Annotated in this window: 21 protein-coding genes and 1 tRNA gene; 9 read left to right on the top strand and 13 right to left on the bottom strand. The window is 69.9% G+C overall.

The features are described from left to right. Positions 1 to 310 precede the first annotated feature (310 nt). The 4 genes from DJ019_RS00215 to DJ019_RS00200 form a co-directional block, all read right to left on the bottom strand. Positions 311 to 2,977, bottom strand: a complete 2,667-nt coding sequence (locus DJ019_RS00215; RefSeq protein WP_111273982.1) for a valine--tRNA ligase — start codon at positions 2,975 to 2,977, stop codon at positions 311 to 313. 115 nt (positions 2,978 to 3,092) lie between these two features. Then, positions 3,093 to 3,686, bottom strand: a complete 594-nt coding sequence (locus DJ019_RS00210; protein WP_111273981.1) for a DUF2497 domain-containing protein — start codon at positions 3,684 to 3,686, stop codon at positions 3,093 to 3,095. Between the two features lie 100 nt (positions 3,687 to 3,786). Continuing rightward, entirely contained in the window at positions 3,787 to 5,331 is a 1,545-nt protein-coding gene (locus tag DJ019_RS00205; protein WP_111273980.1) for a TolC family outer membrane protein, read from the bottom strand. 123 nt (positions 5,332 to 5,454) lie between these two features. After that, entirely contained in the window at positions 5,455 to 6,018 is a 564-nt protein-coding gene (locus DJ019_RS00200; protein WP_111273979.1) for a protein-L-isoaspartate O-methyltransferase family protein, read from the bottom strand. A 105-nt stretch (positions 6,019 to 6,123) separates the two neighbouring features. Here DJ019_RS00200 and DJ019_RS00195 point away from each other — a divergent pair. Next, a tRNA-Cys gene (locus DJ019_RS00195) sits at positions 6,124 to 6,197 on the top strand. Positions 6,198 to 6,214: 17 nt separating this feature from the next. Here DJ019_RS00195 and DJ019_RS00190 read toward each other — a convergent pair. Next, positions 6,215 to 7,468, bottom strand: coding sequence for an MgtC/SapB family protein (locus tag DJ019_RS00190; protein WP_111273978.1), 1,254 nt, complete (start codon positions 7,466 to 7,468; stop codon positions 6,215 to 6,217). 109 nt (positions 7,469 to 7,577) lie between these two features. On the opposite strand from DJ019_RS00190, the gene DJ019_RS00185 reads away from it, so the two are divergent. Genes DJ019_RS00185 through DJ019_RS00175 form a run of 3 tightly spaced genes read left to right on the top strand, consistent with a single transcriptional unit; the run spans position 7,578 to position 9,460 of the window. Continuing rightward, complete coding sequence (locus tag DJ019_RS00185; RefSeq protein ID WP_111273977.1) at positions 7,578 to 8,294, top strand: SDR family NAD(P)-dependent oxidoreductase; 717 nt, start codon at positions 7,578 to 7,580, stop codon at positions 8,292 to 8,294. A gap of 26 nt (positions 8,295 to 8,320) precedes the next feature. Next, the gene (locus DJ019_RS00180; protein WP_111273976.1) at positions 8,321 to 9,088 is read left to right on the top strand and encodes a helix-turn-helix transcriptional regulator; all 768 of its coding nucleotides are present in this window, start codon (positions 8,321 to 8,323) and stop codon (positions 9,086 to 9,088) included. 21 nt (positions 9,089 to 9,109) lie between these two features. Continuing rightward, positions 9,110 to 9,460, top strand: a complete 351-nt coding sequence (locus DJ019_RS00175; protein ID WP_111273975.1) for a DUF3703 domain-containing protein — start codon at positions 9,110 to 9,112, stop codon at positions 9,458 to 9,460. Between the two features lie 36 nt (positions 9,461 to 9,496). Here the strand turns inward: DJ019_RS00175 and DJ019_RS00170 are convergent, their stop codons facing one another. Then, positions 9,497 to 11,089 (bottom strand): AbgT family transporter, encoded by a 1,593-nt coding sequence (locus DJ019_RS00170; protein ID WP_111273974.1) that lies wholly within the window; start codon positions 11,087 to 11,089, stop codon positions 9,497 to 9,499. A 231-nt stretch (positions 11,090 to 11,320) separates the two neighbouring features. On the opposite strand from DJ019_RS00170, the gene DJ019_RS00165 reads away from it, so the two are divergent. From DJ019_RS00165 to DJ019_RS00155, 3 genes are all read left to right on the top strand, one after another. Next, positions 11,321 to 13,114, top strand: coding sequence for a vWA domain-containing protein (locus tag DJ019_RS00165; RefSeq protein ID WP_111274718.1), 1,794 nt, complete (start codon positions 11,321 to 11,323; stop codon positions 13,112 to 13,114). 105 nt (positions 13,115 to 13,219) lie between these two features. Further along, positions 13,220 to 13,858 (top strand): PEPxxWA-CTERM sorting domain-containing protein, encoded by a 639-nt coding sequence (locus tag DJ019_RS21105; protein ID WP_205854054.1) that lies wholly within the window; start codon positions 13,220 to 13,222, stop codon positions 13,856 to 13,858. Positions 13,859 to 13,988: 130 nt separating this feature from the next. Further along, positions 13,989 to 15,371, top strand: a complete 1,383-nt coding sequence (locus tag DJ019_RS00155) for a calcium-binding protein (protein ID WP_133255206.1) — start codon at positions 13,989 to 13,991, stop codon at positions 15,369 to 15,371. Positions 15,372 to 15,389: 18 nt separating this feature from the next. Here the strand turns inward: DJ019_RS00155 and DJ019_RS00150 are convergent, their stop codons facing one another. The 5 genes from DJ019_RS00150 to DJ019_RS00135 form a co-directional block, all read right to left on the bottom strand. Then, complete coding sequence (locus DJ019_RS00150) at positions 15,390 to 16,058, bottom strand: Fe2+-dependent dioxygenase (protein WP_111273972.1); 669 nt, start codon at positions 16,056 to 16,058, stop codon at positions 15,390 to 15,392. Between the two features lie 73 nt (positions 16,059 to 16,131). Then, positions 16,132 to 16,614 (bottom strand): NUDIX hydrolase, encoded by a 483-nt coding sequence (locus tag DJ019_RS00145; RefSeq protein ID WP_111273971.1) that lies wholly within the window; start codon positions 16,612 to 16,614, stop codon positions 16,132 to 16,134. Continuing rightward, positions 16,614 to 18,701, bottom strand: coding sequence for a prolyl oligopeptidase family serine peptidase (locus DJ019_RS00140; protein ID WP_240606359.1), 2,088 nt, complete (start codon positions 18,699 to 18,701; stop codon positions 16,614 to 16,616). The genes DJ019_RS00145 and DJ019_RS00140 overlap by 1 nt, the downstream gene beginning before the upstream one ends. A 107-nt stretch (positions 18,702 to 18,808) precedes the next feature. Beyond that, positions 18,809 to 18,949: a hypothetical protein gene (locus DJ019_RS20815; RefSeq protein ID WP_165843839.1), complete on the bottom strand. Its 141-nt coding sequence runs from the start codon at positions 18,947 to 18,949 to the stop codon at positions 18,809 to 18,811. A 44-nt stretch (positions 18,950 to 18,993) separates the two neighbouring features. Next, a complete protein-coding gene (locus DJ019_RS00135) occupies positions 18,994 to 19,980 on the bottom strand; it encodes a helix-turn-helix transcriptional regulator (protein ID WP_111273969.1) in 987 nt (328 codons plus the stop codon). 79 nt (positions 19,981 to 20,059) lie between these two features. Between DJ019_RS00135 and DJ019_RS00130 the strand changes: the two genes are divergently transcribed. After that, a complete protein-coding gene (locus DJ019_RS00130; protein WP_111273968.1) occupies positions 20,060 to 20,404 on the top strand; it encodes a hypothetical protein in 345 nt (114 codons plus the stop codon). A 3-nt stretch (positions 20,405 to 20,407) separates the two neighbouring features. Here DJ019_RS00130 and DJ019_RS00125 read toward each other — a convergent pair whose 3' ends face one another. Both DJ019_RS00125 and DJ019_RS00120 read right to left on the bottom strand, forming a co-directional pair. Continuing rightward, a complete protein-coding gene (locus DJ019_RS00125; RefSeq protein ID WP_111273967.1) occupies positions 20,408 to 20,761 on the bottom strand; it encodes a DUF6285 domain-containing protein in 354 nt (117 codons plus the stop codon). Next, positions 20,758 to 21,753, bottom strand: coding sequence for a phosphotransferase family protein (locus DJ019_RS00120; protein ID WP_111273966.1), 996 nt, complete (start codon positions 21,751 to 21,753; stop codon positions 20,758 to 20,760). Before DJ019_RS00120 ends, DJ019_RS00125 begins: the two co-directional genes overlap by 4 nt. A gap of 127 nt (positions 21,754 to 21,880) precedes the next feature. On the opposite strand from DJ019_RS00120, the gene DJ019_RS00115 reads away from it, so the two are divergent. Further along, the gene (locus tag DJ019_RS00115) at positions 21,881 to 23,251 is read left to right on the top strand and encodes an acyl-CoA dehydrogenase family protein (RefSeq protein WP_111273965.1); all 1,371 of its coding nucleotides are present in this window, start codon (positions 21,881 to 21,883) and stop codon (positions 23,249 to 23,251) included. Positions 23,252 to 23,265: the final 14 nt, after the last annotated feature.

Below are 23,265 nucleotides of genomic sequence, written 5' to 3'. Positions count from 1 at the left end.
GCCCTGCTCGCCCGACTTCGCCGTGGCGGGGGTGGGACAACTGCTGAGTCAGCACTCCGGACGACGCTTCCCCACCCGTCGCCCCCGGCGGGGGCGACACCCTCCCCATGAAGGGGAGGGATGGGGTGGGACTGCTGCGGAGTCAGCGCTCCGGCCCACACTTCCCCACCCGTCGCCCCCGCAGGGGGCGACACCCTCCCCATGACGGGGAGGGATTGAGCGGGCCTGCTGCGGCCGGTTTCCCCACCCGTCGCCCCCGCCGGGGGCGACACCGTCCCCATGACGGGGAGGGATTGGGTCTGCCCTGCCCTCAGCCGGCGGCGGTGAGGCGCGCGAGGGCGCTTTCCAGCTTGGCCTTGGCGGCCTCGGCGTCGGCGAGGCGTTCGCGGTTTTCCTCGACCACCTCCTCCGGCGCGCGGGCGACGAAGTCGGGGTTGCCGAGCTTCTTCGCCGTCCTGTCGATGTCGGCGGCGAGGCCGGCGACCTCCTTGGCCAGGCGCGCGCGCTCGGCGGCGAGGTCGATGAACTCGGCCACCGGCAGGGCCAGGGTGACGCCCTCGACCACATAGGGGATCGAGCCTTCCGGGGCGGCGTCGACGCTTTTCACCTCGGCCACGCGCAGGAGCTGGGCGATCAGGGGGGCGGCGGCGTCGAGGACGCGGCGCTGGGCCTCGCCGGCCTCCACGATCAGCAGCGACGGGCGGGCCGAATTGGGCACGTTGAGCTCGGCGCGGACCGAGCGGCCCTCGCTGATCGCCTCGATGATGAGGCCGATCTCGGCGTCGGCGGCCGGGTCGATCAGCTCAGGGCCGAGGTCGGGCCAGCGGGCGGTCATCAGGAAGCCGTCGTGACCGCGCGGCGCGCCGAGGTCGGCGGTCTGGGCCCACAGCTCCTCGGTGATGTAGGGCATCACCGGGTGGAGCAGCTTCAGCACCACGTCGAGCACCCAGGCGGTGGTGGCCTGGGTTTCGGCCTTGGCGGCCGCGTCGGCGCCGTTCAGCAGCGGCTTGGCCAGCTCCACGTACCAGTCGCAGAAGCGGTTCCAGATGAAGCGGTAGAGCTGGTTCGCCGCCTCGTCGAAGCCGCAGTCGGCCAGGGCCGCGGTGACCGCCTGGGCCGTGCGGGCCGTCTCGCCGACGATCCAGCGGTTGAGCGGCGCCTTGACGGCGGCGGGGTCGAAGCCCTCGGCCCGGGCGCAGCCGTTCATCTGGCAGAAGCGGGTGGCGTTCCAGAGCTTGGTGCCGAAGTTGCGGTAGCCCTCGATGCGGGGCTTGGCGAGCTTGATGTCGCGCGCCTGGCCCGACATGGCGGTCAGGGTGAAGCGCAGGGCGTCGGCCCCGAACTCGTCCACCAGTTCCAGGGGGTCCATGACGTTGCCCTTGGACTTCGACATCTTGGCCCCGCTGGCGTCGCGCACCAGGGCGTTGATGAAGACCCGCTTGAAGGGGACCTCGCCGGTGAAGTGGATGCCCTGCATCATCATCCGGGCGACCCAGAAGAAGATGATGTCGAAGCCGGTGACCAGGGTGTGGGTCGGGTAGAACCGGCGCAGGTCGTCGGTCTTTTCCGGCCAGCCCAGGGTGGAGAACGGCCAGAGGCCCGAGGAGAACCAGGTGTCGAGGACGTCCTCGTCCTGGCGCAGGTCGACGTCGCGGCCGTAGAGCTCGCGCGCCTGGCGGCGGGCCTCGTCCTCCGTCTCCTCGACGAACACCTTGCCGTCGGGGCCGTACCAGGCCGGGATGCGGTGGCCCCACCAGAGCTGGCGGGAGACGCACCACGGCTGGATGTTCCGCATCCACTCGAAGTAGGTCTTCTCCCAGTGCCTGGGCACGAAGACGGTGGCGCCCTCCTCCACGGCCTTGATGGCCGGCTGGGCCAGGACGTCGGCGGCGACGTACCACTGGTCGGTCAGATAGGGCTCGACGACGACGCCCGAGCGGTCCCCGTGCGGCACGACGTGGCGGGTCTTCTCGATGCCGCGCAGCAGGCCCAGGGCCTCGAAGGTCTCGACCACCTTCTTGCGGGCCTCGAAGCGGTCGAGGCCGCGGTACTCGGGCGGGGCGTTGTCGTTGATCTTGGCGAAGTCGTCGAAGACGCTGATGAGCGGCAGGTTGTGGCGCTTGCCGACCGCGAAGTCGTTGAAGTCGTGGGCCGGGGTGATCTTCACCGCGCCCGAGCCCTTTTCCGGGTCGGCGTACTCGTCGGCGACGATGGGGACCGGGCGGTTCACGATCGGCAGGCGGACGCACTTGCCGATCAGGTGCTGGTAGCGCTCGTCGGTCGGATGGACCGCGACGGCGACGTCGCCCAGCATGGTCTCAGGGCGCGTGGTGGCGACGACGATCTCGCCCGAGCCGTCCTCCAGCGGATAGGCGAAGTGCCAGAAGTGGCCCTCGACCTCGCGCTGCTCGACCTCCAGGTCCGAGATGGCGGTCTGGAAGTGGGGGTCCCAGTTGACCAGGCGCTTGTCGCGGTAGAGCAGCTTTTCCTTGTAGAGCTGGACGAACACCTTGCGGACGGCGGCGCTGAGGCCCTCGTCCAGGGTGAAGCGCTCGCGGCTCCAGTCGCAGGAGGCGCCGAGGCGCTTCAGCTGGTTGACGATCGTGCCGCCGGACTGGGCCTTCCACTCCCACACCTTGGCCACGAAGTCCTCGCGGCCGAGGTCGCGGCGGCTCTGGTTGCCCTGGGCGGCGAGCTGGCGCTCGACCACCATCTGGGTGGCGATGCCGGCGTGGTCGGTGCCGGGCAGCCACAGGGCCGCCTTGCCGCGCATGCGCTCGAAGCGGATCAGCACGTCCTGCAGGGTGTTGTTCAGCGCGTGGCCGATGTGCAGGGAGCCGGTGACGTTGGGCGGCGGGATGACGATGGAGAACGGCTCGGCGGCCGGGTCGTCGGTCGGCGCAAAGGCGCCCGAGGCCTCCCAGGCGGCGTAGAGGCGCGGTTCGGCGGTCTTGGGATCGAAGGTCTTGTCGAGCATCGGGAGCAGGCTTCTGTGTGAGGGGCGTGCATACACAGCCGCTCACCCCCGCGAAAGCAGGGATGAGCGGGAATGGGGTCCCCGCCTTCGCGGGGATGAGCGGGAATTGCGCGGTCTAGCGTACTCGGCCGCGGGCGATGCGCTCGACCTCGGCCTCGACCGCGGTCTGGACGATGCCGGGCAGGTTGTCGTCGAGCCACTGCTGCAGCAGCGGGCGCAGCAGTTCGCGGACCACGTCCTCAAGGGTGCGGCCCTCGGCGGGCATCAGGATGTTGCTGGAGAGGCGGCCGAAGGCGGCGGCGGCCACGGCGGCCACCGGCTCGCTGACCAGGCCCTCGCCCGGCGGGGCCAGCGGCGGCGGCGCCTCGGCCATCGGCGCGGGGGCCGGCTCGGGCGCGAAGTCGGCCGGCGGCGGGGCGGCGTCGACGAAATCGAGGTCGCCGTGGGTCTCGACCTTCTGGGTCAGCTCCAGGTCGCCGTCGTCCTCGTCCTCATCGGCGGCGGGAGCGGCGGCGGCGCGCTCACGCTCGGGCTCGGGCTCCGGCGTCGCCACCACCGGCGCGCCGTGCTCGGGCACCGGCTCGGGACGGATGTCGATCTCAGGCCCAGCCGGCGCCTCGCCCGCCGGGGCTTCGTCTTCGGAGATGATGCGGCGGATGGAGGCGAGGATCTCCTCCATCGTCGGTTCTTGGGAACTCTGTTCGGACATGTGCCTGCCGCCGCGAGTGAATCTGCGTGGGTGAGCCTAAGCGCGCCCGGCCGATCCTGCAATTTCCCCCGCGCGCGACGCGTCGAAGCGTCGCCGCGGGCTACTTTGCAGGCGCCACCGGCGGCGGTTCGAGGCCGGGACCGATGGGCGCCTCGAGCGGCTTGGCGCCCGGCGCCTTGGCCGGATACGGCGTCAGCAGCTGGTCGATGATGCCGATCGGCTCCTCCCAGGGCGTCCATCCCCAGGTCATCCGCAGCTTCCGGAAGTTCTTGGCCGCGTCGTACTGCGGCTGGCTGGGCACGAGGTTGCGCCCTTCCAGCCGGCCCATCACGGCCAGGACGTTGGCGGCGGCCACATATTCGTCGCGGCGCGAGCTGACGGCGTTGAGCTCGGCCTGGCGGAGCTCCTGCTCGGCGTTCAGCACGTCGATGGTGGTGCGCAGGCCCACCTGCTGCTCCTGGCGCGTGCCCTCGGCGGCGATGCGGGCGGCGCGGACCTGCTCCTCGCTGGAGGCGATGGTCGCGCGGGCGGCGATGAGCTGGCTCCAGAACTGGGTCACGCCCTGCAGCACGTTGCGGCGCACGCCCTCGACGGTGATGCGGTCGGACGTGTTGCGCTCCACCGCCTGGCGGACGCGCGACGAGGTCAGGCCGCCGGAGAACAGCGGGACGGAGGCGCTGATGGTGGCGGTATAGGCGCGGCCGAACCGGTCCTCCGGCTCGAAGGGCTCGATCACGCCCCGCTGAGCCACGGCGACCTGGGCGCTGACCTGCGGCATCCGCTCGGCCCTGGCGCCGGCGACGCGGGCGCGGCTGGCCTGTTCGGCGAACTGCTGGGCGCGGAGCTGGGGATTGAACTGCTCGGCGAGCTGGTAGGCCTGGTCCGGGTCGGACGGCAGCAGGTAGGCCAGGGACGGCTCGGGCGCGAGCTCGCCGGGGTTCTGACCGACCAGGGTGGCGTAGCCCGCGCGGCTGATCGCCAGCTGGGCCTGGGCGGCCTGCAGCGAGGCCTGGGCCTGGGCGAGGCGCGCCTGGGACTGGGCGACGTCGGTGCGGGTCACCTCGCCCACGTCGAAGCGGGCCTGGGACTCCTGGAGCTGTCGCGTCAGGACGTTGACGTTCTCCTGCCGGATCCGCAGCACCTCCTGGTCGCGGCGCACGTCGGAATAGGCCTGGATCACGCTGACCAGCACCTGGGCCTCGACGCGGCGCAGGTTCTCGCGGCCGGCCAGGACGTCGGCGTTGGCGGCGTTCACCGCCGCGGCGGCCCGGCCGCCGGTCCACAGGGGCTGGGTGAAGGTAAGCTGGGCGGCGCCCGAATTGCTGCGGACCGCTCCGGCCCTGCCGCTGGAGTCAGGCACCCCGTCGCCGTTGAAATCCTGCAGCCGACCGAGAAGCGGCGTCTGGCTCTCGGTCCACTGGGCCTGGCCGCCCAGCGTCAGCGTCGGCCGCCAGCCGGTGCGGGCCTGGACGTAGGTCTCATCGAGCGCGCGCTGGGTGGCGCGCTGGGCCTGCAGGGTCGGATTGTTCTCGTAAGCCAGGGCGATGGCGTCGGCCAAGGTCTCGGCGCTGGCGGAGGCGGCGGCGCCAAGGACGCCTACACACACGGTCGCGGCCATCAGACGGCCGCGGAAGTTAATCGACATCTGCTATCCCCGATCTCGCGAGAGACTCGTCGTTATATTCCTGACCTCTGCCGCCTGGGCCAAGCAGCGTCACCTTAAGCTTTTTTCACGCCAGGGTTTCGTGGGTGTTTCATCCAGCCTTCGTCAGAAGGCGAATCCGTGGCGCGCCTCGAAGCCGGCCAGCACGGGCGGGAAGCTGTCGAACAGATCGCGCCGGGCCACGCCCTCGGGCGTGCGCACATAGAGGCAGGCCTTGCCTACGGGACCATCACGTTCGACCAGGCCCAGCCGTCCCTGGGGCGCCAGTGCGGCCGTCCAGGCGTCGGGGACGCGCGACACCGCGCCCTCGCAGACCACGATGTCGAAGGCGCCGGCCGGGACCGATTCGCCAGCCTCGGCGCGGGTCACCTCGGCGCCCATCTCCTCCATCACCGCCGCGGCGTAGGGCGCGCTGATCGCCAGCACCTTCTCGCCCGGCATCGGCCGCAGGGCCTGGATCAGCTTGGAGACGTCGCGCGGCTTCAGCAGGAAGCGGCCCGGGGCGTACTCCACCTCGATGTCGGTATAGGCCAGGTGCTGCCGGTCGGCGGGCACGAAGCGCTCGCGCGGGATGGCGCGCATGGCGTCGTGGATGCGCACGTCCGTGACGTCCTGGGTGCGCACCTGGCTTTCCACCATGTTCAGGCGGGCGGCGGCGAAGTCGGCCATCGAGTCCTCGAGGGTAGGTTTGCTGCGGCGGGTTATAGGCCCCCACGGGCGGAAGGCAATTGCGGGCGAAGGGCCGTTCTGTTAGCACCGCGCCTCACCTCCGGCGGCCTGATGGCGGAGTGGTGACGCACCGGACTGCAAATCCGTGAACCCGGGTTCGATTCCCGGTCAGGCCTCCAACTTCCTCGCTTCCCGATCATCCCTGCCAGAGCAGGGCCGCGCCGGCCGCGGCGCCGGCGATCACCGTGCCGGCGGCGTACATCAGGCCGAAGCGCTTGCCGCCGACGACCAGGGCGATGACCGACTTGGAGACGCTGTCCACGGCGGCGGCGACCAGGACCGCGAGGGCGGCGAGGCGCAGGTCCAGCCCCTGCTCCACCATGCGGCTGACCGTAAGCGTGATGGCGTCGACGTCCACCAGGCCGGCCAGCGCCGCCACCGGCAGGAGGCTGCCCGCGCCGTAGAGGCCCGAAAGGATGCGCGCGGCGGCCATGACGACGCCGAGCACCAGGGCGAACTTGAGGACGAGGCCGAGATCGAAGGGGCTCTTCATGCCCGAGAGGTCCTGGGCGCCCTCCCCGTCCCGGGACTTGATCGCGGCGGCGACGCCGAGGATCGCCGAAACCACCGCGAAGGCCGCCAGCGGCGGCAGCAGGCGCTGGAACAGCGCCGGAGCCAGGACCGCCGCGATGGCCGCGATGCGCGCCACCATGACCCCGCCCGCCAGCAGGGCGCCGCCGGCGTGGGCCAGGGTTCCGTCCGGCGCCTGGCGGTTCAGCCGGCCGAGCTGGATGGTGACGGCGGTGGACGAGACCAGCGCGCCGGCCAGGCTGGCCACGATGACGCCGCGTGTCGGCCCCAGCACCCGCATGGCCACGTAGGCCAGGAACGAGATGCCGGCCATGGCGATGGTCAGCAGCCAGAGCTCGCGCGGGTTGACGCTGTCCCAGGGGCCGTACGCCTGATCAGGCAGCAGCGGCAGGGCGACGAAGCTCATGGCCAGCAGGATCAAGGCGCTGCGCAGCTCGGGCCAGGTCAGCTTCCTCAGCCAGTCGTGCAGGACCGGCTTGAAGGCCAGCAGCGCGGTGACGATCACCGCCGCGGCCGCCGCGACCCGCCAGTCGCCGATACAGGCATAGGCGCCGAGGGCGAAGACCATGAGGGCGGCGACGATGGCGGTGACGGAATGGTCGTCCTCCTCCTGCTGCTCGTGCTGCTTGAAGAGGATGAAGGCCGCGGCCAGCGGCAGGCCGACCGTGGCGAAGGCCCAGCCGCCGAGCGTCTCCGCCAGCAGCGCCGCGACGCCGCCCAGGAGGCCCATGAGCGCATAGGTGCGGATGCCCGCGGTGCGCCCGCCCTCGGCGATGTCGCGTCCGCGCCAGCCGCGCTCGACGCCGACCAGGAAGCCGATCGCCAGCGCCAGACCCAGCCGTTGGAACTCTTCCGGCATGCGCCCTCACCTTGCCTCGGCGACAGACCTACACCGGTTCGGCCGCCGGTTCGAAGCTTGAACCCCGCGGAAGCTTGAACCTGGGAGGCGAGCCGGCCTAACGGTGGGCATGGCGAACGAACTCCCCTCCATCCTGGTCACCGGCTCCACCCGCGGCATCGGCGCCGCGATCGTGGAGGCGCTCTCGGGCCGGGCGAACGTGGTCGGACACGGCCGCAGCGACGGTCCCGCGACCATCGGCGCCGACCTCTCCGACCCCGCGGCGGCCGACCGCCTGTGGGACGCGGCGCTGGAGCGCCTGGGCGGACGCATCGACGTGCTGATCAACAACGCCGGGGTGTTCGAGCCGGTGGCGGTGGACGCGCCCCTCGACGACTGGCAGGCCGGCTGGGGCCGGACGATGCAGATCAACCTGCAGGCCTCGGCCGACCTCTGCCGTCGGGCGATCCTGCACTGGCGCGAGCGCGGGACGGGAGGCCGGATCGTCAACATCGCCAGCCGCGCAGCCTATCGCGGGGACTCGCCGGCCCACTGGCACTATGCGGCGTCGAAGGCGGGGATGGTCGGCATGACCAAGTCGATCGCGCGGGGCTTCGCGGCCGAGGGCATCCTCGCCTTCGCGGTCTGCCCCGGCTTCACCATGACCGGCATGGCCGAGGACTACCTGGCCAGCCGTGGCGGCGACAAGCTGCTGGCCGACATCCCGCTCGGCCGCGTCGCGATGCCCGAGGAAGTGGCCAGCGCGGCCGCCTACCTGGCCCTGGAGGCCCCGCCGTCGATGACCGGCGCGGTGATCGACATCAACGGGGCCAGCTTCGTGCGATAGGCGACGGGACGGCGCAGGAGGCCCGCATGTCGCACCCAACCCGCACTGGGGGACGCGCCGCCTGGGCCGGACAGCTCGAGATGACGGCCGCCGGCGCCCGCTGGCAGGGTCCGGTGGGCGACAACCGCCCGCACCGGCATCTGGCGGCGCAGGCCGTCTTCGCCGTGTCTCCCGCCACGATCCGGGACGGCCAGGGGCGGATCTGGACCGGTCGGTGCCTGCTCGTCGATCCCCTCGCGCTGCACGCCCTGGAAACCGAGGGCGACGCCGAACTGATCTTCATCGAGCCGACACACAGCCGCGCGGTGCTTGAGTCGCTCGTGGCGGACTTAGGTCCACGGCTGCGCGACCCGGTGATCGTCGAGGCGACCGAACCGTCGCTGCGCTTCTGGGGCCCCCTCCTCGCCGAACCGGCCGTTCCCCGCCGCGCCGTCTCGCCGGCCCTGCTGGCCTCGCTGGCGACGATAGACGCGGCGCTGGAAGATGGGACGGTGCGCCTGGCGACGGTGGCCGCCGCGGCCGGACTTTCGCCGGACCGGTACCGCCACGCCTTTTCGGAGGCGTTCGGCGTCTCCTTCCGCCGCCATCTGCTCTGGCGTCGGATAACGCGCGCCGTGGGCCTGATCTCGGACGGCCAGGAGATCACCGCCGCCGCCCACACCGCGGGGTTCGCCGACAGCGCGCACCTGGCGCGGACGATGCGCGCCTGCTTCGGCATCTCCGCCGGGCGGCTTTCCGCGACCCGTGCGCGGCAGCCGCTACGTTCAAGCGAGGAGCCGGCGCGCGGGGCATGAGGGGGCGCGAAGGAGCCCCACATGAACCGATCCCCCGAACGACGCGCGGCCTATGTGGTCGAGGCCGCAGCCGCGCGCGAGGCGCTGGCCGCCGGCGACCTCGACGTAGCGTTCGCCCGCCTGGAGCGCGCCCACATCCTGGGCCAGCCCTGGGTCGGCGCCCACAGCTGGACCCACTGGATGATGCTCCGCGTGGGCTGGCGGCGGCGCGACCCGCGCGAGGTGGCCGGCCAGATCCTGAGGCTGGCGGGCGGCGGCCTCTTCACCTGGCTCGGCTGGGCGCCCGCGGGCAACACCGGCGGCGCGGATGTCTCGGCCTTCCGGCCGATGCCCTACCCCGGAGATCTCGAGCCGCTGTGCCGTGAGCCTTAGAGCCCTTCCCGTCGGAGTCGTTTGAACGCGAAAGGCTCAAGGCGCCGCCGCCGGCAGCGTGAAGCCGACCGTCGCGCCCGGGCCCAGGGGAACGTCCAGGGCCACCCAGGCCACGACGAGGCCCACCCCTACGACCAGCAGCCAGATCGAATAGGGCGTCATGGTCGCGGCGAGGCTGCCGATGCCGAAGTCCTTCTGCCACCGCTGGCAGAACACGAGGATCAGCGGGAAATAGACCATCAGGGGGGTGATGATGTTGGTCGCCCCATCGCCGACGCGGTAGGCGGCCGTGGTGGTTTCGGGGCTGATCCCGAGCAGCATCAGCATCGGCACCAGAACCGGAGCCAGCAGCGCCCACTTGGCGCTGGCCGAGCCGACGAACAGGTTGAGGCCCGCCGTGAAGACCACGATCACGGCCAGCAGCGCGGGGGCCGGCAGGGCCAGCTGCTCAAGGCCGGCCGCGCCGTGAACCGCGGTGATCAGACCGAGGTTCGACCAGTTGAACATCGCGACGAAGTGCGCCGCGGCGAAGGCCAGCACGAGGTAGTAGGCCATGTCGCCCATCGACCCCGCCATCATCTGCACCAGGTCGCGATGGCTCTTCACCGTCCCGGCGGCCCGGCCGTAGGCCCAGCCGGCCGCGAGAAAGAGAAGGAAGAAGCCCGCCACCAGCGACTGGTAGAAGGGCGTCAGCCGGCCGGTCGGGGCGGCCGCCTCGTCGATCAGGGGCGTACCCGGGCCAAAGGTGAAGAATAGCCAGAGAACCGCGACCGCCAGCGTGGCGAGGCCGGCATGGAGCAGCCCCCGCTTCTGCGCCGGCGTCAGCGGGGCGTCGGGCGTAGGCTCCGCGGCGGTTTCCGGCGGCGGTTCAGCCCTGGACGCGGGATCGTACCGGCCGAGGCGCGGCTCGATCACGCGGTCGGTCACGTACCAGATGACCGGCAGGAAGACGACGGTCATGGCCGAGATGAAGTACCAGTTGCCGGCGATGTTCGCGTCCCATGACGGCAGGATGGTCTCGGCCGCCGCCTCGGTGATCCCGAACAGCAGGGCGTCGAGCTGACCAGGCAGCAGATTGGCGGAAAAGCCCCCGGACACGCCGGCGAACGCCGCGGCGATGCCCGCGACGGGATGCCGGCCCGCCGCAGCGAACAGGGCCCCCGCAAGCGGGATCAACACGACATAGGCCGCGTCCGCCGCCAGGTTTCCGAGCATGGCGACCAGCGCCACAAGCGGCGTCAGGAGGAACTTCGGCGCATCGCGCACGGCGGCGCTCATGGCGGTCCCGAACAGACCGGAACGCTCGGCCACGCCCGCCCCCAGCATCACCACCAGGACGTACCCCAGCGGGTGGAAGTGGGTGAAGGTGGTGGGCATCTCCACCCACAGCCGGCGGATATTGTCCGCCGAGAGCAGGCTCTCCGCCGCGATCACCGCAGCGGCTCCCGTCTGCTCGTCGATCTTCGTCGGGTGCGCGGCCGACCAGCCGAACATCGCCGCCGCCACGCTCACCAGGATGAGGACGCCGATCAGGTAGACGAAGATGAAGACGGGATCCGGCAGCCGGTTACCCGTGCGTTCGATCCAGCGAAGGATTCCGCCGGTCTGCTCGTTCGATCCACTGGCCACGTGCTGGCGCCCCCTCCGCCCCGGCTGAGCCGCGGCCGTTGTCGGTAGTCCTCCCCTCAGACGAACCTAGCACGAGCGCTGGCGCAGCCAAGCTGGCCCCACCCTATCCGTGCGCAGGGCGCGACGCCCTTGCGAAGATTACAAATGTCATCCGATCGCCAGAGCTTCGCCACAGACGCGCCACGATGGCGGCGCGAGCTGGCCCGCAAGACCACCCAGGGAGGAACGACCATGACCCGCCAACGTCTGCCGGCGATCGGACTCGCGCTGCTGACCGCGGCCAGCGGCACGCCTGCGCCCGCCCAGGCGCCGGTGCGCGACCTCGGCCGCGACGCGGGCCGCGATCCCACCCCGGCCGACTGTGAGGCGCTGGGCTTTCGGGCCGCACCGGAGGATCGATCCTACCCCGCCATGGCCGGACCAGCGCCGACGGCCGCGCCGCCTCCCCCGCCTTCGCCCCCAATCGTCGCCACGGTCCCGCCCCTGCCGCTCCCCCCGGTCGAGCGGCGAATCAAGGAGCCCCGGCCGCCAGCCGCGGCGGTGCAGGAGATGGTCGTCACCAGCGGCCGGCGCCTGCCCGCCCCGCCCGCCTATGCGCCGCGCGACACCGAGCGCTATCCGGACGCGGCCGCCAATCCGATCCGCCAGACGGCGACCGACCCGGTCTCGACCTTCTCCGTCGACGTCGACACCGCCGCCTACGCCAATGTCCGCCGGTTCCTGAACGACGGGGCGCGCCCGCCGACCGACGCGGTGCGGGTCGAGGAACTGGTGAACTATTTCGACTACGGCTACGCCAAGCCGACGGGCCGCGCGCAGCCGTTCACGACCTATGTGGCGCTGGCGCCCTCGCCGTGGTCGGCCGAGCGGCAGATCCTGCACATCGGCATCCAGGGCTATGACCTGACGCGGACCGAGCCGCCGCCGCTGAACCTGGTGTTCCTGATCGACACCTCGGGTTCGATGTCCGGGCCGGACCGTCTGCCCCTGGCGCGCAAGTCACTGAGCCTGCTGATCGAACAGCTCCGGCCGCAGGACCGGGTGTCGATGGTGGCCTATGCCGGCTCGGCGGGAGCGGTGCTGGGGCCCACCAGCGGGCGCGAGAAGCTGAAGATGAAGTGCGCCTTGGGCGCCCTGCACGCCGGCGGCTCGACGGCCGGGGGCCAGGGGCTGCAACTGGCCTACGCCCTCGCGAAGGAGCGGTTCGACCCGAAGGCGGTGAACCGCGTGATCCTGCTGACCGACGGGGACTTCAACGTCGGCGTCGCCGATCCGCGCCGGCTGAAGGACCTCGTGGCGGAGAAGCGCAAGGACGGGGTCTATCTGTCGGTCTACGGCTTCGGGCGCGGCAACTACAACGACACGATGATGCAGGCCCTGGCGCAGAACGGAAACGGGACCGCCGCCTACGTCGACAGCCTGCAGGAGGCGCGCAAGCTGTTCCGCGAGGACTTCACCAAGAGCCTCTTCCCCATCGCCGACGACGTGAAGGTGCAGGTGGAGTTCAACCCCGCCCAGGTCAGCGAGTACCGACTGATCGGCTACGAGACCCGCATGCTGGCGCGGGAGGACTTCAACAACGACCGGGTGGACGCGGGCGAGGTCGGCGCGGGGGCGTCGGTGACGGCCCTGTACGAGATCACCCCGGCGGGCGCGCGGCCCTCCGCCGACCCGCTGCGCTATGGACGGCAGGCGCCGAGGCCCGGCCCGTCGGGCGAACTGGCCTACCTGAAGATCCGCTACAAGCTGCCCGGCGAGGACCGTTCGCGGCTGATGGAGCGGCCGATCACGCGTGCCGACGTGAGGCCCAGTATCGCGGCAGCGCCCGAGCCGACCCGCTGGGCGGTGGCGGTGGCCGGGTTCGGCCAGAAGCTGAAACAGGATCCGCGCCTGTCCGACGCCTTCGGCTGGGACGACATCCTGGCCCTGGCCCAGGGCGCGCGGGGCGCCGACCCGTTCGGCGAGCGGGCGGAGTTCGTACAGCTTGTCCGGGCGGCCCGGGACACTCGCGCGCCAGGGGAATAGCGACAGCTTTGGCGCAGCTCCACCGACGTTCGTCGCAGGCTGATTGCCGCCATTGCCTGCGCCCCCGCACACCCACGCCATTCGACAACGATAGGATGTGGGTGTGTGATGAGAGCTCTGGCTTCTGCAATCTGCGCGGTGGCGCTGCTCGGCGGCGCGTCGGCGGCCCAGGCGGCGTCGGTGCTGACCTTCGACGACCTGGCCCAGGCGGGAACGGGCCGCAAGAATATCGCCCAGAATAACTTCAAATATCAGGGCTTCAATTTCTACTCGACCTACTCGGGAAATCCAAATTTCTTCACTTTGGGCCTGGATGATGCGACCAATGCGGACCCAAGCGGCACGACATTTGGCCACACTTGGGACCGGTACGAGATGAACATCACTAAAGAGGATGGCTCATTATTCGAAATTTTCTCCATCGACATCGCTGATATCATGAACATCGGCGCGAATTACGATTTCACGCTGCGGTTCGTTTATGCAGACAACAAGCAGCAGACTCTCTACCTCAACACCAATTCCACCGCCGGTCTTGAGACGTTCACCGTCAACCAGAAGAACCTCAAGGCGTTCCTGATCGGAACCCGCGAGGTCGGCCAGAACGTCCAGATCGACAACATCCGGCTGACGGGCAGCGTCGCCGCCGTTCCCGAGCCCGCCACCTGGGCGATGATGCTGCTGGGCTTCTTCGGCCTCGGCTCGACGATCCGCGCCCGGCGGAGCGTGCTGGCGCGGGCCTGACCCCAGGCCGATCGTCGGGGAACGGCGTCTGCGGCGTCGGCCCCGGGAGCCGCTTCTGCCGACAGAGGCGGCTCCTGATTGGCGATATGCACACAACAAGCTATGCCTGAATCAACTGGGGGATAGCATTGTGCCAATTTTCAACTACTCGACCATGTCGGCCGCGCAGGCGCTTGCCTTTTCGGCGGCCGATACCCTGCTCGTGGACCAGGGCTCCGCCAACACGACTACAATTCAGTTTGGAGCCACGACGATCGTCATGACGGTCGCGGGAACCAGTGTCGTGTTCGGCGCGGGGCTGGGGAATGCTACCGCGACCTTCGCCGACGGATCGCGGCTGTTCATAGGGACCACGGGCAACGACGCCCCCTCTGCATTCGGCGCGGAAGACAACGGACTTTACGGGGGCGCAGGTGCGGACACCCTCGATGCAGGCGACGGCGCCAACCAGCTTCAGGGCAACCAGGGCGAAGACAAGCTCATCGGCGGGCGCGGGCGCGACGTCATCTATGGCGGGCAGGATAACGATACGATCATTGTCGGCGAGAGCAGCGGCGGTGGGACCAATTTCGCTCAGGGCAATCGGGGCGATGACACGATAAGCGGCTCCCGGGTCGACAGCGACACGCTCTTGGGCGGACAAGGCAACGACGTGCTGGGCGCCTCGGACGCAGGTCCTGGACGCCGCTCCGGCCTCTTCACGCTGTATGAAAATCCCGTCGGCGTCAGCGGTGGCGGCAACGACGTCATCAATGGGAATCTCGGAGACGACGTCATCTTCGGCGGGACCGGAGACGACACCCTGATCGGCGAAGACGGTCGCGACCACATCGTCGACAGCGGCGGCCGAAATTTCATCGACGCGGGTGCGGACAAAGACTTCATCGATGTAGCGGGCGAAGCCACCGTCTACGCCGGCTCTGGCGGCGACGTGATCGACCTTCGCGACGGCACGTTCTGGGTCGATATGGGAGACGGCGATGACGCATGCATCGGCCTCTTCGAAGGCGGGGTCGGTCAGGCTACTATCGTTGGCGGTTCCGGTCGCGATCTGATCCGTGGCACCAACGGCGCCGACAGCATCAGCGGCGGCTCTGAAAACGATGTGCTCGCCGGCTGGGGCGGACAGGACACCCTGTCCGGAGGAGATGGCGCCGACGAGTTCGATTTCTACGGCGGACAGTCCTTCACCGAGCTCAGCGATTTGGACGTCATCCTTGATTGGACAAGTGCGGACTATCTCTATTTTCAGGATTTGAAGACGGGCGACGCAGTGGGCCCAGGCGTCGGCTTCAATTACTTTGAAGGGTTCGCGTCCACCTATGAGGCAGCACTCGCGATGGCCAATGCCCAGATCGCGGCCGGCGAAATCAACTATGTCGCCATTCAGGTGGGAAGCGATGTCTTCGTGTTTGCTGACTCGCTCACCAACAATGGCGTAGCCGACACGGCCGTGCGCCTCGCCAACTGCACCCTCGACGCGATGGGATTCGCGAATTTTCTAACCGGTTGAAGCGCCCCGCCGGTCGCTTCAACCCGCGTCGCCCCACTGCCGATGCAGGGAGGTCGCCACGTGGCTCAGCCGCGTGCGCGCCTCCCAGCTCAGCTTCTCGCCCTCGGTGGCGAGGACGTCGTTCAGGGTGAAGAGCAGTTCCCGGCCTGCCTGATCGACGATGTCGCTCTCGATGAAGGTGATCCCGCACAGGCGCTCGCCGCGGGTCACCGGCTTCACCTCGTGGATGGTGGTCGAGGGATAGAGGATCGCCGAGCCGGGGCTCAGCTTGAAATCCACCGCCCGCGCGCCCAGCCGCACCGACAGCTCTCCGCCGTCGTAGTCCGCGGGATCGTTCAGGAACACCGTGCACGACAGGTCCGCCCGGATCGGCCGCGCACCGATTGGCAGGAAGGCGGCGTCGGCGTGGGCGCCGTAGTTCATCCCCGGGCGGTAGAGCGACAGGGCCGGCGGGGCGACCATCTTCGGAAAGGCGTAGGCGATGAACACGGCGCTGCGCTTCAGGCCGCCCAGCAGGATCTGCGACGCCCGGTCATGCTGCGGGTCGCCCGGCAGGCCCTGGAGGTTGTTCTTCACCTTGGAGTCGGGGTTCGTCACCCGCCCGTCGACGAACGACAGGCTGGTGGCGATGGCCTTGAGCTGGGCCACTTCATCGGCGGTGAGCAGGTCGGGAAGCTCGCAGAACATCGGCGAGGCTTAGCGGCCAGCCGGAAGCCGGCGAAGGTCACTGGCCGCAGGCTTGTCGCCCTTCGTCGCATAATCAGGATTGCGCGGGACCGGACGCGAGCCGCCGGAGCGCCTCGGCGAGGATCGGGCGCTGGCCGGCGTGGATCTTCACGAGGGCCGTGTCGGCGTCGAACCAGGCGGCGCGGTCGACCTCCGGAAACGCCTGCCGGCGGCCGGACCTCGGCGGCCATTCGACCTCGAAGGTGTTGGAGGCGATGGCGGAGACGTCGAGGTCCGCCTCCACCAGCCAGGCGTGCACGGTCTTGCCCGAGGACGTCGCCGGGGCCAGCGGCTCGCCCTCCCCGTCGATCTCCAGACCCAGCTCCTCGCGGAACTCGCGGCGGGCGGCAGTCCAGCCGTCCTCGCCAGGATCGACCAGCCCCTTGGGGATCGACCATCCCTGGGCGTCCTTCTTCGCCCAGTAGGGCCCGCCGGGATGAACCAGCAGGAACTCCGGGCCCGAGGCGCCCCGCCGCCAGGCCAGCACGCCGGCGCTAACGACGGGGGCCTTGGGCATCAGTCCATCAGCCGCTGCATCAGGTAGGTGTATTCCAGCGCCTGGCGCATGGCCCGCTCGTTGAGGTTGGCGGCGGCGGCGTGACCGCCATCGATGTTCTCGTAGTAGAGGTAGTCGTAGCCGTACTCCTTGAGCCGCGCGGCGGCCTTGCGAGCGTGGGCCGGGTGGACGCGGTCGTCCTTGGTGGACGTCTCGATGAACACCCGCGGATAGGGCTGGCCGGGCTTCAGGTTCTGGTACGGCGAATAGCTCATCAGCATCGCCCGCTCTTCCGGCACCTTGGGGTCGCCGTATTCGCCGATCCAGGACGAGCCGGCGCCGATGTGGTCGTAGCCGATCATGTCGAACAGCGGCACCTGGATGACCACGGCGTTGTAGAGTTCGGGCCGCTTGGTCAGGGCCACGCCCATGAGCAGGCCGCCGTTCGAGCCGCCCATGATGCCGAGCTTCTTCGGGTTGGTGATCTTGCGCGCGATCAGGTCTTCGGAGACCGCGAAGAAGTCGTCGTAGACCCGCATGCGGTTCAGCTTCAGGCCGGCGTTGTGCCAGCGGGGGCCGAACTCGCCGCCGCCGCGGATATTGGCGACGACGTAGACGCCGCCCTTCTCCAGCCACAGCTTGCCGGCGGTCGCCGCATAGGCCGGCGTCTGGCTGACCAGGAAGCCGCCGTAGGCGTAGAGCAGCGTCGGGTTCGAGCCGTCGAGGTTCACGTCCTTCTTCGACACCACGAAGTACGGGACCTTCGTGCCGTCCTTCGACGTGGCCCAGTGCTGCTCGACCTTCATGTCGGAGGCGTCGAAGCGCGGCGGCAGGGTGCGCAGCTGTTCCGGCTTGCCGGCCGAGGCGTCCGCCAGCCACTGGCTGGAGGGCGTCAGGTAGCTGGTGACGTTGAGGATCAGACGGTCGTCGTGCTCGGACGCCGAGGCGATGCCGATGGTGGAGTCGGCCGGAAGATCCAGCTTCGTGGACGCCCAGGCGTCGTTCGCGCGCCGGAAGCTGAGCACCTGGCCCTTCACATTGTCGAACAGGGCGACGACGAGGCGCCCGCGGGTGGTGGCCACCTGCTCGACGCTCTGGCTGAGGGTCGGCCGCAGGACCAGGGACGGCGTGAGGGCGGCGGGCTTATTCCTGAAGGCGGCCAGGTCGAAGTCGACGAGGTCGCCCTCCTTCATCCCCTTGGCGGACCAGTCCTCCTCCAGGCTGATGATCACGCGGCCATCGAGGTAGCCCTGGATGGAGGACTTCTTCGGCAGGTCCAGCCTCAGCGGTCGGTCGCCGACCAGCAGGTAGTATTCGGCGTTGAAGGTGTCCAAGGGGCGCTGGATCACCACGGCCTGCACCTTGCCGTCGGGGTCGCGCAGAACGATCGACTGCACGCCGTAGCCGCCGTCGGCCTTCTGGCCCGTGAAGACCTGCTTGGCCGCCGAGAGCGGCTGGCCGCGCTTCAGCAGCTTGGCGATATAGGGGTAGCCCGAGGTGGTGACCTCGCCCTTGTTCCACTCGGTGACGACCAGCAGCGTGTCCTGGTCGATCCAGTCCACGCGGTGCTTGCCCTCGGGCAGGCGGAACCCGCCCTCGACGAACTTGCCGGCGGCGGCGTCGAACTCGCGGATCTCCACGGCGTCCTTGCCGCCGTCGGAGAGATTCACCAGGCAGAGGCGGTCGTCGGGGGCCAGGCAGTCGGCGCCCTTCCAGACCCAGTTGGCCTTCTCGGCCTTCGCCAGGGCGTCGATGTCGAGGATCGTGCGCCACTCGGGATTGCCGCCCCGATAGCTGTCGAGGCTGGCGGCGCGCCAGATGCCCCGGACGTGGTCGGCGTCCTGCCAATAGTCACGCAGGGACCCGTCGCCGGCGAACCAGACGCCGGGGATGCGGTCCTTGGCGGTGGCGATCTTCAGGGCCTCGGCATAGAGGCCGGCATAGCGGGGGTCGTTCTGGAGCTGGGGCAGCGAGCGGGCGTTCTCCGCCTTCGCCCACTCGAGCGCCCGGGCGCCCTCGATCTCCTCCATCCAGGTGTAGGGATCGTCCTCCGGCGCGGCCGCCCCCATCAGAAACACCGCGGCGAGGGCCGCCCCAAGAACACGCATCGGCATGTGGCAAATTCCCAAATCATCGTCCGGTGATAGGGGCCGATGCGCCGCGCAAGCTCAAGCGGTTTGCGGCGAGCGGGGTTCGCCGAGCGCCAACCCGGACGTCAGCCCTGGGCGAAGACGCCGACGTAGAGCACCGGCAGGATCCACACCACCGCGGCCATCACCCCGAGGGCGAGGCGCCGACGGCGCTGGCGCGGCCGGACGTGGGCTTCGAAGAAGGCGGCGTAGTCGAGGGTGTCCATGGGTCGTCTCCGGTCTGGTGGAGCGACCCTGGAGTCCATCTACGTCAATTCCGGACGTGGGTTTTGAGCGCGACCTCCAGCTCGGCCCGCATCATGTCCTTCAGCGCCTGGGGCTCGACGATCTCGACCTTGTCGCCCCAGGTGAAGAGGTGCCAGGCCAGCTCGCGCATGCCGCTGGCGCGGAAGCGGACAATGGTGGAGCCGTCGGGCTGGTCCTCGACCTTCTGCCGCGCATGGAAACGCCAGCGCACCGCGTCCTCCCGGCCGTGGGGCAGGATGCGCAGGACCACGTCATGGGTGTCGTCCTGGTAGATGCCGAAGCTCTCGTCCGCATAGGCCTGGAGCGAGAAGTCGGCCGGCGGCGCGCCGGGTGAGCCGGTGACCTCGACGTCGAAGATGCGGTCGAGACGCCAGTTCCGCGGGCCCGTTCCTGCCCCCACCTCCTCGGCCACCAGATAGTTCGAGCGCCCGAACAGGATGCCGTACGGGGTCACCTCCCGCACGCGGCCGGGGTTCGAGCCGCCCTCGTAGCGGAAGCGCAGCGTCGAGAGGGACTTCAGGCCCTCGCGCACAGCGGCCAGGATGGTCTCCTCCTCGAAGGGACGCGGGCCGGCGGTGACGGCGATGGTCTCGGCCTGCAGCAGGGCCTCAAGGTCCGGCGCGAGGCGGCGGCGGGCCGAGGCGCGGGTGGCGGACAGCACCTTCTGTTCGAGAGAGCGGAGCGCCGCCGCCCGGGCGGCGGCGCCCTGGCGATCCATGAGCTCGGCCGACGCCGCGAGCGCCGCCAGCTCCTCCGCGGTCGGGGCCTGGAAGAGGCCGTCCAGTCCCGCTGGAATGCGGAACCGGCGGCTGACGCCCTCCTCCACCGCCTCCAGCTGGGGAAACACTTCCCAGACCGCATCGCGCATCCGCTCGGCCGTGCGCCGACTGACGCCCAGCCGCTCGGCCATCTCGTCGAGGGTCAGCCCCTCGGCGGTGGAGGCGAGCATCCGCGCCAGCTCCAGCAGCCGGGCCCCTTTTTCGTGCCGCATCGGAAAATCTACGTCCGTTTCTGTCGTACAAGCCAGACAAAACCAGAACCATCGGCAACCCGCAAGGAGCTCGACACCGATGGCCTCCCGTTTCCAGCCCCGTCGTCGTCCCGACCGCTTCAGCCCCGCCCGCTTCGCGCCGCGCCCCGCGAAGGCGCCGCCGGCCAAGGTCCAGCCCAGCCGCCCGGCCCTGCCGCCCGCGGCCGTGGTGGACGCGATCCTGCGCTATCACGACGTGAGCGTCGATCAGGGCGGCGAGCGCACCCTGCTGCGCCTTTCGGACCGCCGCCTGCGCGAGCCCGAGGTCGCCGCCGCCCTCGGGGCGGAAGGCCAGCGCGCCGCCCGCGTCGCCATCCTCTGGAACGAGCGCGAGAGCGAGATCATCCGGGTGCTGGAGAGCTTCGAGGACCGCGCCGCGGCCTGAGGCTCAGACCTCGTGCTTGTAGCTCGGCTGGTCGATGGCGAGCTGGTCCATGGCCATGACGCGTAGCGCTGCCAGCAGGCCCGGCGTCTCGACCGTCAGCTCGCCGGCGCGGATGCGGTCGCAAAGCTCGGCGTTCAGCGCCGCGAAGTCGCCGTCGTGGCCGAGGACGCCGGCCATGGCCGTGGTCGCCCTCGCCTCCGCCGCCGGACCGTCGGTGAGCTCGCGCCGGATGGTCGCCATGGCGTTGGCGGCGACGCGGGCCAGGAAGGCGTTGCGCGGGTCGAGCGAGGGGCGGATCTGCTCGATCCACAGCGCCACGGACTCGGCCAGCTCCTCGGTCTTGGGATGGGTGATCACAGGCCCTGCTCCAGAAGCACCACCAGGTCGGCCTCGGTCTCCGAGACCCGCCGGCCGATCATCGGCCGCTCCACCGACTTCTCCACGCCGCTGGCCCAGGAGAGGTACATGGTGAGGCACATGACGCCCCAGCGCAGCGAGCCCAGCATCTGCCAGAAGCGCACGCGGGAGAGTTCGATCGGCTTGCCGCCCGCCGCGGCATAGCCGGCCAGCAGGTCCGCGTAGTCGCCGAAGCCGCCGACGGGCCGGTCCGGACGGCCGAAGCGCCAGGAATTGGTGCAAATCCACCCCATGTCCTCGGCCGGGTCGCCCAGGTGCGCGAGCTCCCAGTCGAGCACGGCGGCGACGCCCGTCTCCGGGTCGAACATGATGTTCCCGTTGCGGAAATCGCCGTGCAGAAGGACCGGCTCGACCGGCTCCGGGATCCGCTTGCGCAGGTACTGGAACGCCAGCTCCAGCACCGGACGCTGGGCGCCGGTGGCGCGGTAGACCTCCTCGTAGCGGTCGAGATCGGCGGCCGCGTCGGCGGTCTTGAGACTGACGCCCGCCGGCAGCGCGGTCCGGTGGATCGGGACCAGGGCCTCGCCGCACTGGCGGGCCAGGGCCGGCCGGATGGCGTCGAAGCGCGGATCGGAGACGATCTTCTTGCCCAGGGTCTCGCCGGCGACCCGGCGCATCACATAGGCCTCGCCCAGCCCGTCGGCGTCGTCGCAGACGTGGCGGACGATCGGGACCTTGGCCCCGTTGGCGGCCGTGGCCTGAATGAGCGCCGCCTCGGTGCGGAGGCTGACCGAGCGGGCGGTCTCCTCGTCGAACGGCGCGCTGCGTCGGCGCAGGATCAGGTCCTCACGGCCGCCTGGACCGGTAAGCGCGAACGCCCAGGTCTCCATGCTGGCGCCGCCCGAGAGGCGCTGCGCGTCGGCCACCGCCGCGCCCTCGCCCCCCAGCCTCACGGCGAGCTGCGAAAGTCCTTGGCGAACATCAACTTCCATGACCCGGCGGAACCTCGCGGCTGGTCTAGACTGGGTCCGATCTGGCGGGCTTCAAGGGCCGTTGTAAACCGGTCCCCTACGTCAAGTCCGCCCAAGAGCACGTGCGATGACGCTTGGGAGAACGGCCATGGACTTCGACATTCCTCAGGACATCCAGGACTACCTGGACGAACTCGATCGCTTCATCGACGACGTGATCATGCCGCTGCAGCGGGCGGACGATAACGACCGGTTCTTCGACCATCGCCGCGAGCACGCGCGGACCGACTGGGACAACGGCGGCCTGCCGCGCCACGAGTGGGAGGAGCTGCTCGCCAAGGCCCGCAAGCTGGCCGACGACGCCGGCCACCTGCGCTACGCCTGGCCCAAGGAGATGGGGGGCAAGGGCGGCAGCCAGCTCGCCATGGCCATCATCCGCGAGCACCTGGCGGCCAAGGGCCTGGGCCTGTTCAACGACCTGCAGACCGAGCACTCGATCGTCGGCAACAACCCCTTCATCCTGATGTTCAAGGAGTTCGCGACGAACGAGCAGTACGACCGGTACGCCGACGCCCTGCTGAACGGGAAGATGCGGACGGGCTTCGGCCTGACCGAGCCGAACCACGGCTCGGACGCCACCTGGATGGAGACCCGCGCGATCCGCCAGGACAAGGACGGCAAGCCGGGCTGGCTGATCAACGGCGAAAAGATGTGGACGACGGGCATGCACGTGGCGACCCACGTGATGTGCTTCACCCGCACCTCCGGAAACGACGGCGACGCCAAGGGGATCACCTGCTTCATCGTCCCGGCCGACGCGCCGGGCGTGAAGGTCGAGGAGTACCTCTGGACGTTCAACATGCCGACCGACCACCCGCGGGTCAGCTTCACCAATGTCTGGATCCCGGAGGACAGCTACTGGGGCCAGATCGACCATGGCCTGGGCATCGGCCAGAGCTTCGTGCACCAGAACCGCATCCGTCAGGCCGCCTCGAGCCTGGGCGCGGCGCAGTTCTGCATCAACGAGAGCGTCCGCTACGCCCGCGAGCGCAAGCCATTCGGCAAGGCGCTGGCCGAGAACCAGGCCATCCAGTGGCCGCTGGTCGAGTTGCAGACCCAGTGCGAGATGCTGCGCCTGCTGATCCGCAAGACCGCCTGGCAGATGGACCACATGGAGCATAAGGAGATCGAGAAGACGATCTCGGACAAGGTCTCCATGTGCAACTACTGGGGCAACCGGCTGGTCTGCGAGGCGGCCGACCGGGCCATGCAGGTGCACGGCGGCATCGGCTATTCGCGCCACAAGCCGTTCGAGCACATCTATCGCCACCACCGCCGCTACCGCATCACCGAAGGCTCGGAGGAGATCCAGATGCGCAAGGTGGCCGCCTATCTGTTCGGCTACCTCGGGCCGAAGCGCGCCGACCCGTTCTTCAAGGAATTGAACGAGGCGGAGAAGGCCGCCAAGGGCGACTACGTCCAGCCCATCCCGGCGCACCACAACGCCTCGCGCCCGTAAGAACGGCGCCGCGG

It is taken from the genome of Phenylobacterium kunshanense (assembly GCF_003254525.1).
In the GTDB taxonomy this organism is placed as follows: domain Bacteria; phylum Pseudomonadota; class Alphaproteobacteria; order Caulobacterales; family Caulobacteraceae; genus Phenylobacterium; species Phenylobacterium kunshanense.
Note: the sequence above shows the minus strand (reverse complement) of the source record. Positions and strands in the feature narration are given on the sequence as shown.

Excerpts from the sequence above, each read along its gene's own strand:
- DJ019_RS00215 (WP_111273982.1), bottom strand. The coding sequence starts at position 2,977 with ATGCTCGACAAGACCTTCGATCCCAAGACCGCCGAACCGCGCCTCTAC.
- DJ019_RS00210 (WP_111273981.1), bottom strand. The coding sequence starts at position 3,686 with ATGTCCGAACAGAGTTCCCAAGAACCGACGATGGAGGAGATCCTCGCC.
- DJ019_RS00205 (WP_111273980.1), bottom strand. The coding sequence starts at position 5,331 with ATGTCGATTAACTTCCGCGGCCGTCTGATGGCCGCGACCGTGTGTGTA.
- DJ019_RS00200 (WP_111273979.1), bottom strand. The coding sequence starts at position 6,018 with ATGGCCGACTTCGCCGCCGCCCGCCTGAACATGGTGGAAAGCCAGGTG.
- DJ019_RS00190 (WP_111273978.1), bottom strand. The coding sequence starts at position 7,468 with ATGCCGGAAGAGTTCCAACGGCTGGGTCTGGCGCTGGCGATCGGCTTC.
- DJ019_RS00185 (WP_111273977.1), top strand. The coding sequence starts at position 7,578 with ATGGCGAACGAACTCCCCTCCATCCTGGTCACCGGCTCCACCCGCGGC.
- DJ019_RS00180 (WP_111273976.1), top strand. The coding sequence starts at position 8,321 with ATGTCGCACCCAACCCGCACTGGGGGACGCGCCGCCTGGGCCGGACAG.
- DJ019_RS00175 (WP_111273975.1), top strand. The coding sequence starts at position 9,110 with ATGAACCGATCCCCCGAACGACGCGCGGCCTATGTGGTCGAGGCCGCA.
- DJ019_RS00165 (WP_111274718.1), top strand. The coding sequence starts at position 11,321 with ATGACCCGCCAACGTCTGCCGGCGATCGGACTCGCGCTGCTGACCGCG.
- DJ019_RS00150 (WP_111273972.1), bottom strand. The coding sequence starts at position 16,058 with ATGTTCTGCGAGCTTCCCGACCTGCTCACCGCCGATGAAGTGGCCCAG.
- DJ019_RS00145 (WP_111273971.1), bottom strand. The coding sequence starts at position 16,614 with ATGCCCAAGGCCCCCGTCGTTAGCGCCGGCGTGCTGGCCTGGCGGCGG.
- DJ019_RS00140 (WP_240606359.1), bottom strand. The coding sequence starts at position 18,701 with ATGCGTGTTCTTGGGGCGGCCCTCGCCGCGGTGTTTCTGATGGGGGCG.
- DJ019_RS20815 (WP_165843839.1), bottom strand. The coding sequence starts at position 18,949 with ATGGACACCCTCGACTACGCCGCCTTCTTCGAAGCCCACGTCCGGCCG.
- DJ019_RS00135 (WP_111273969.1), bottom strand. The coding sequence starts at position 19,980 with ATGCGGCACGAAAAAGGGGCCCGGCTGCTGGAGCTGGCGCGGATGCTC.
- DJ019_RS00130 (WP_111273968.1), top strand. The coding sequence starts at position 20,060 with ATGGCCTCCCGTTTCCAGCCCCGTCGTCGTCCCGACCGCTTCAGCCCC.
- DJ019_RS00120 (WP_111273966.1), bottom strand. The coding sequence starts at position 21,753 with ATGGAAGTTGATGTTCGCCAAGGACTTTCGCAGCTCGCCGTGAGGCTG.
- DJ019_RS00115 (WP_111273965.1), top strand. The coding sequence starts at position 21,881 with ATGGACTTCGACATTCCTCAGGACATCCAGGACTACCTGGACGAACTC.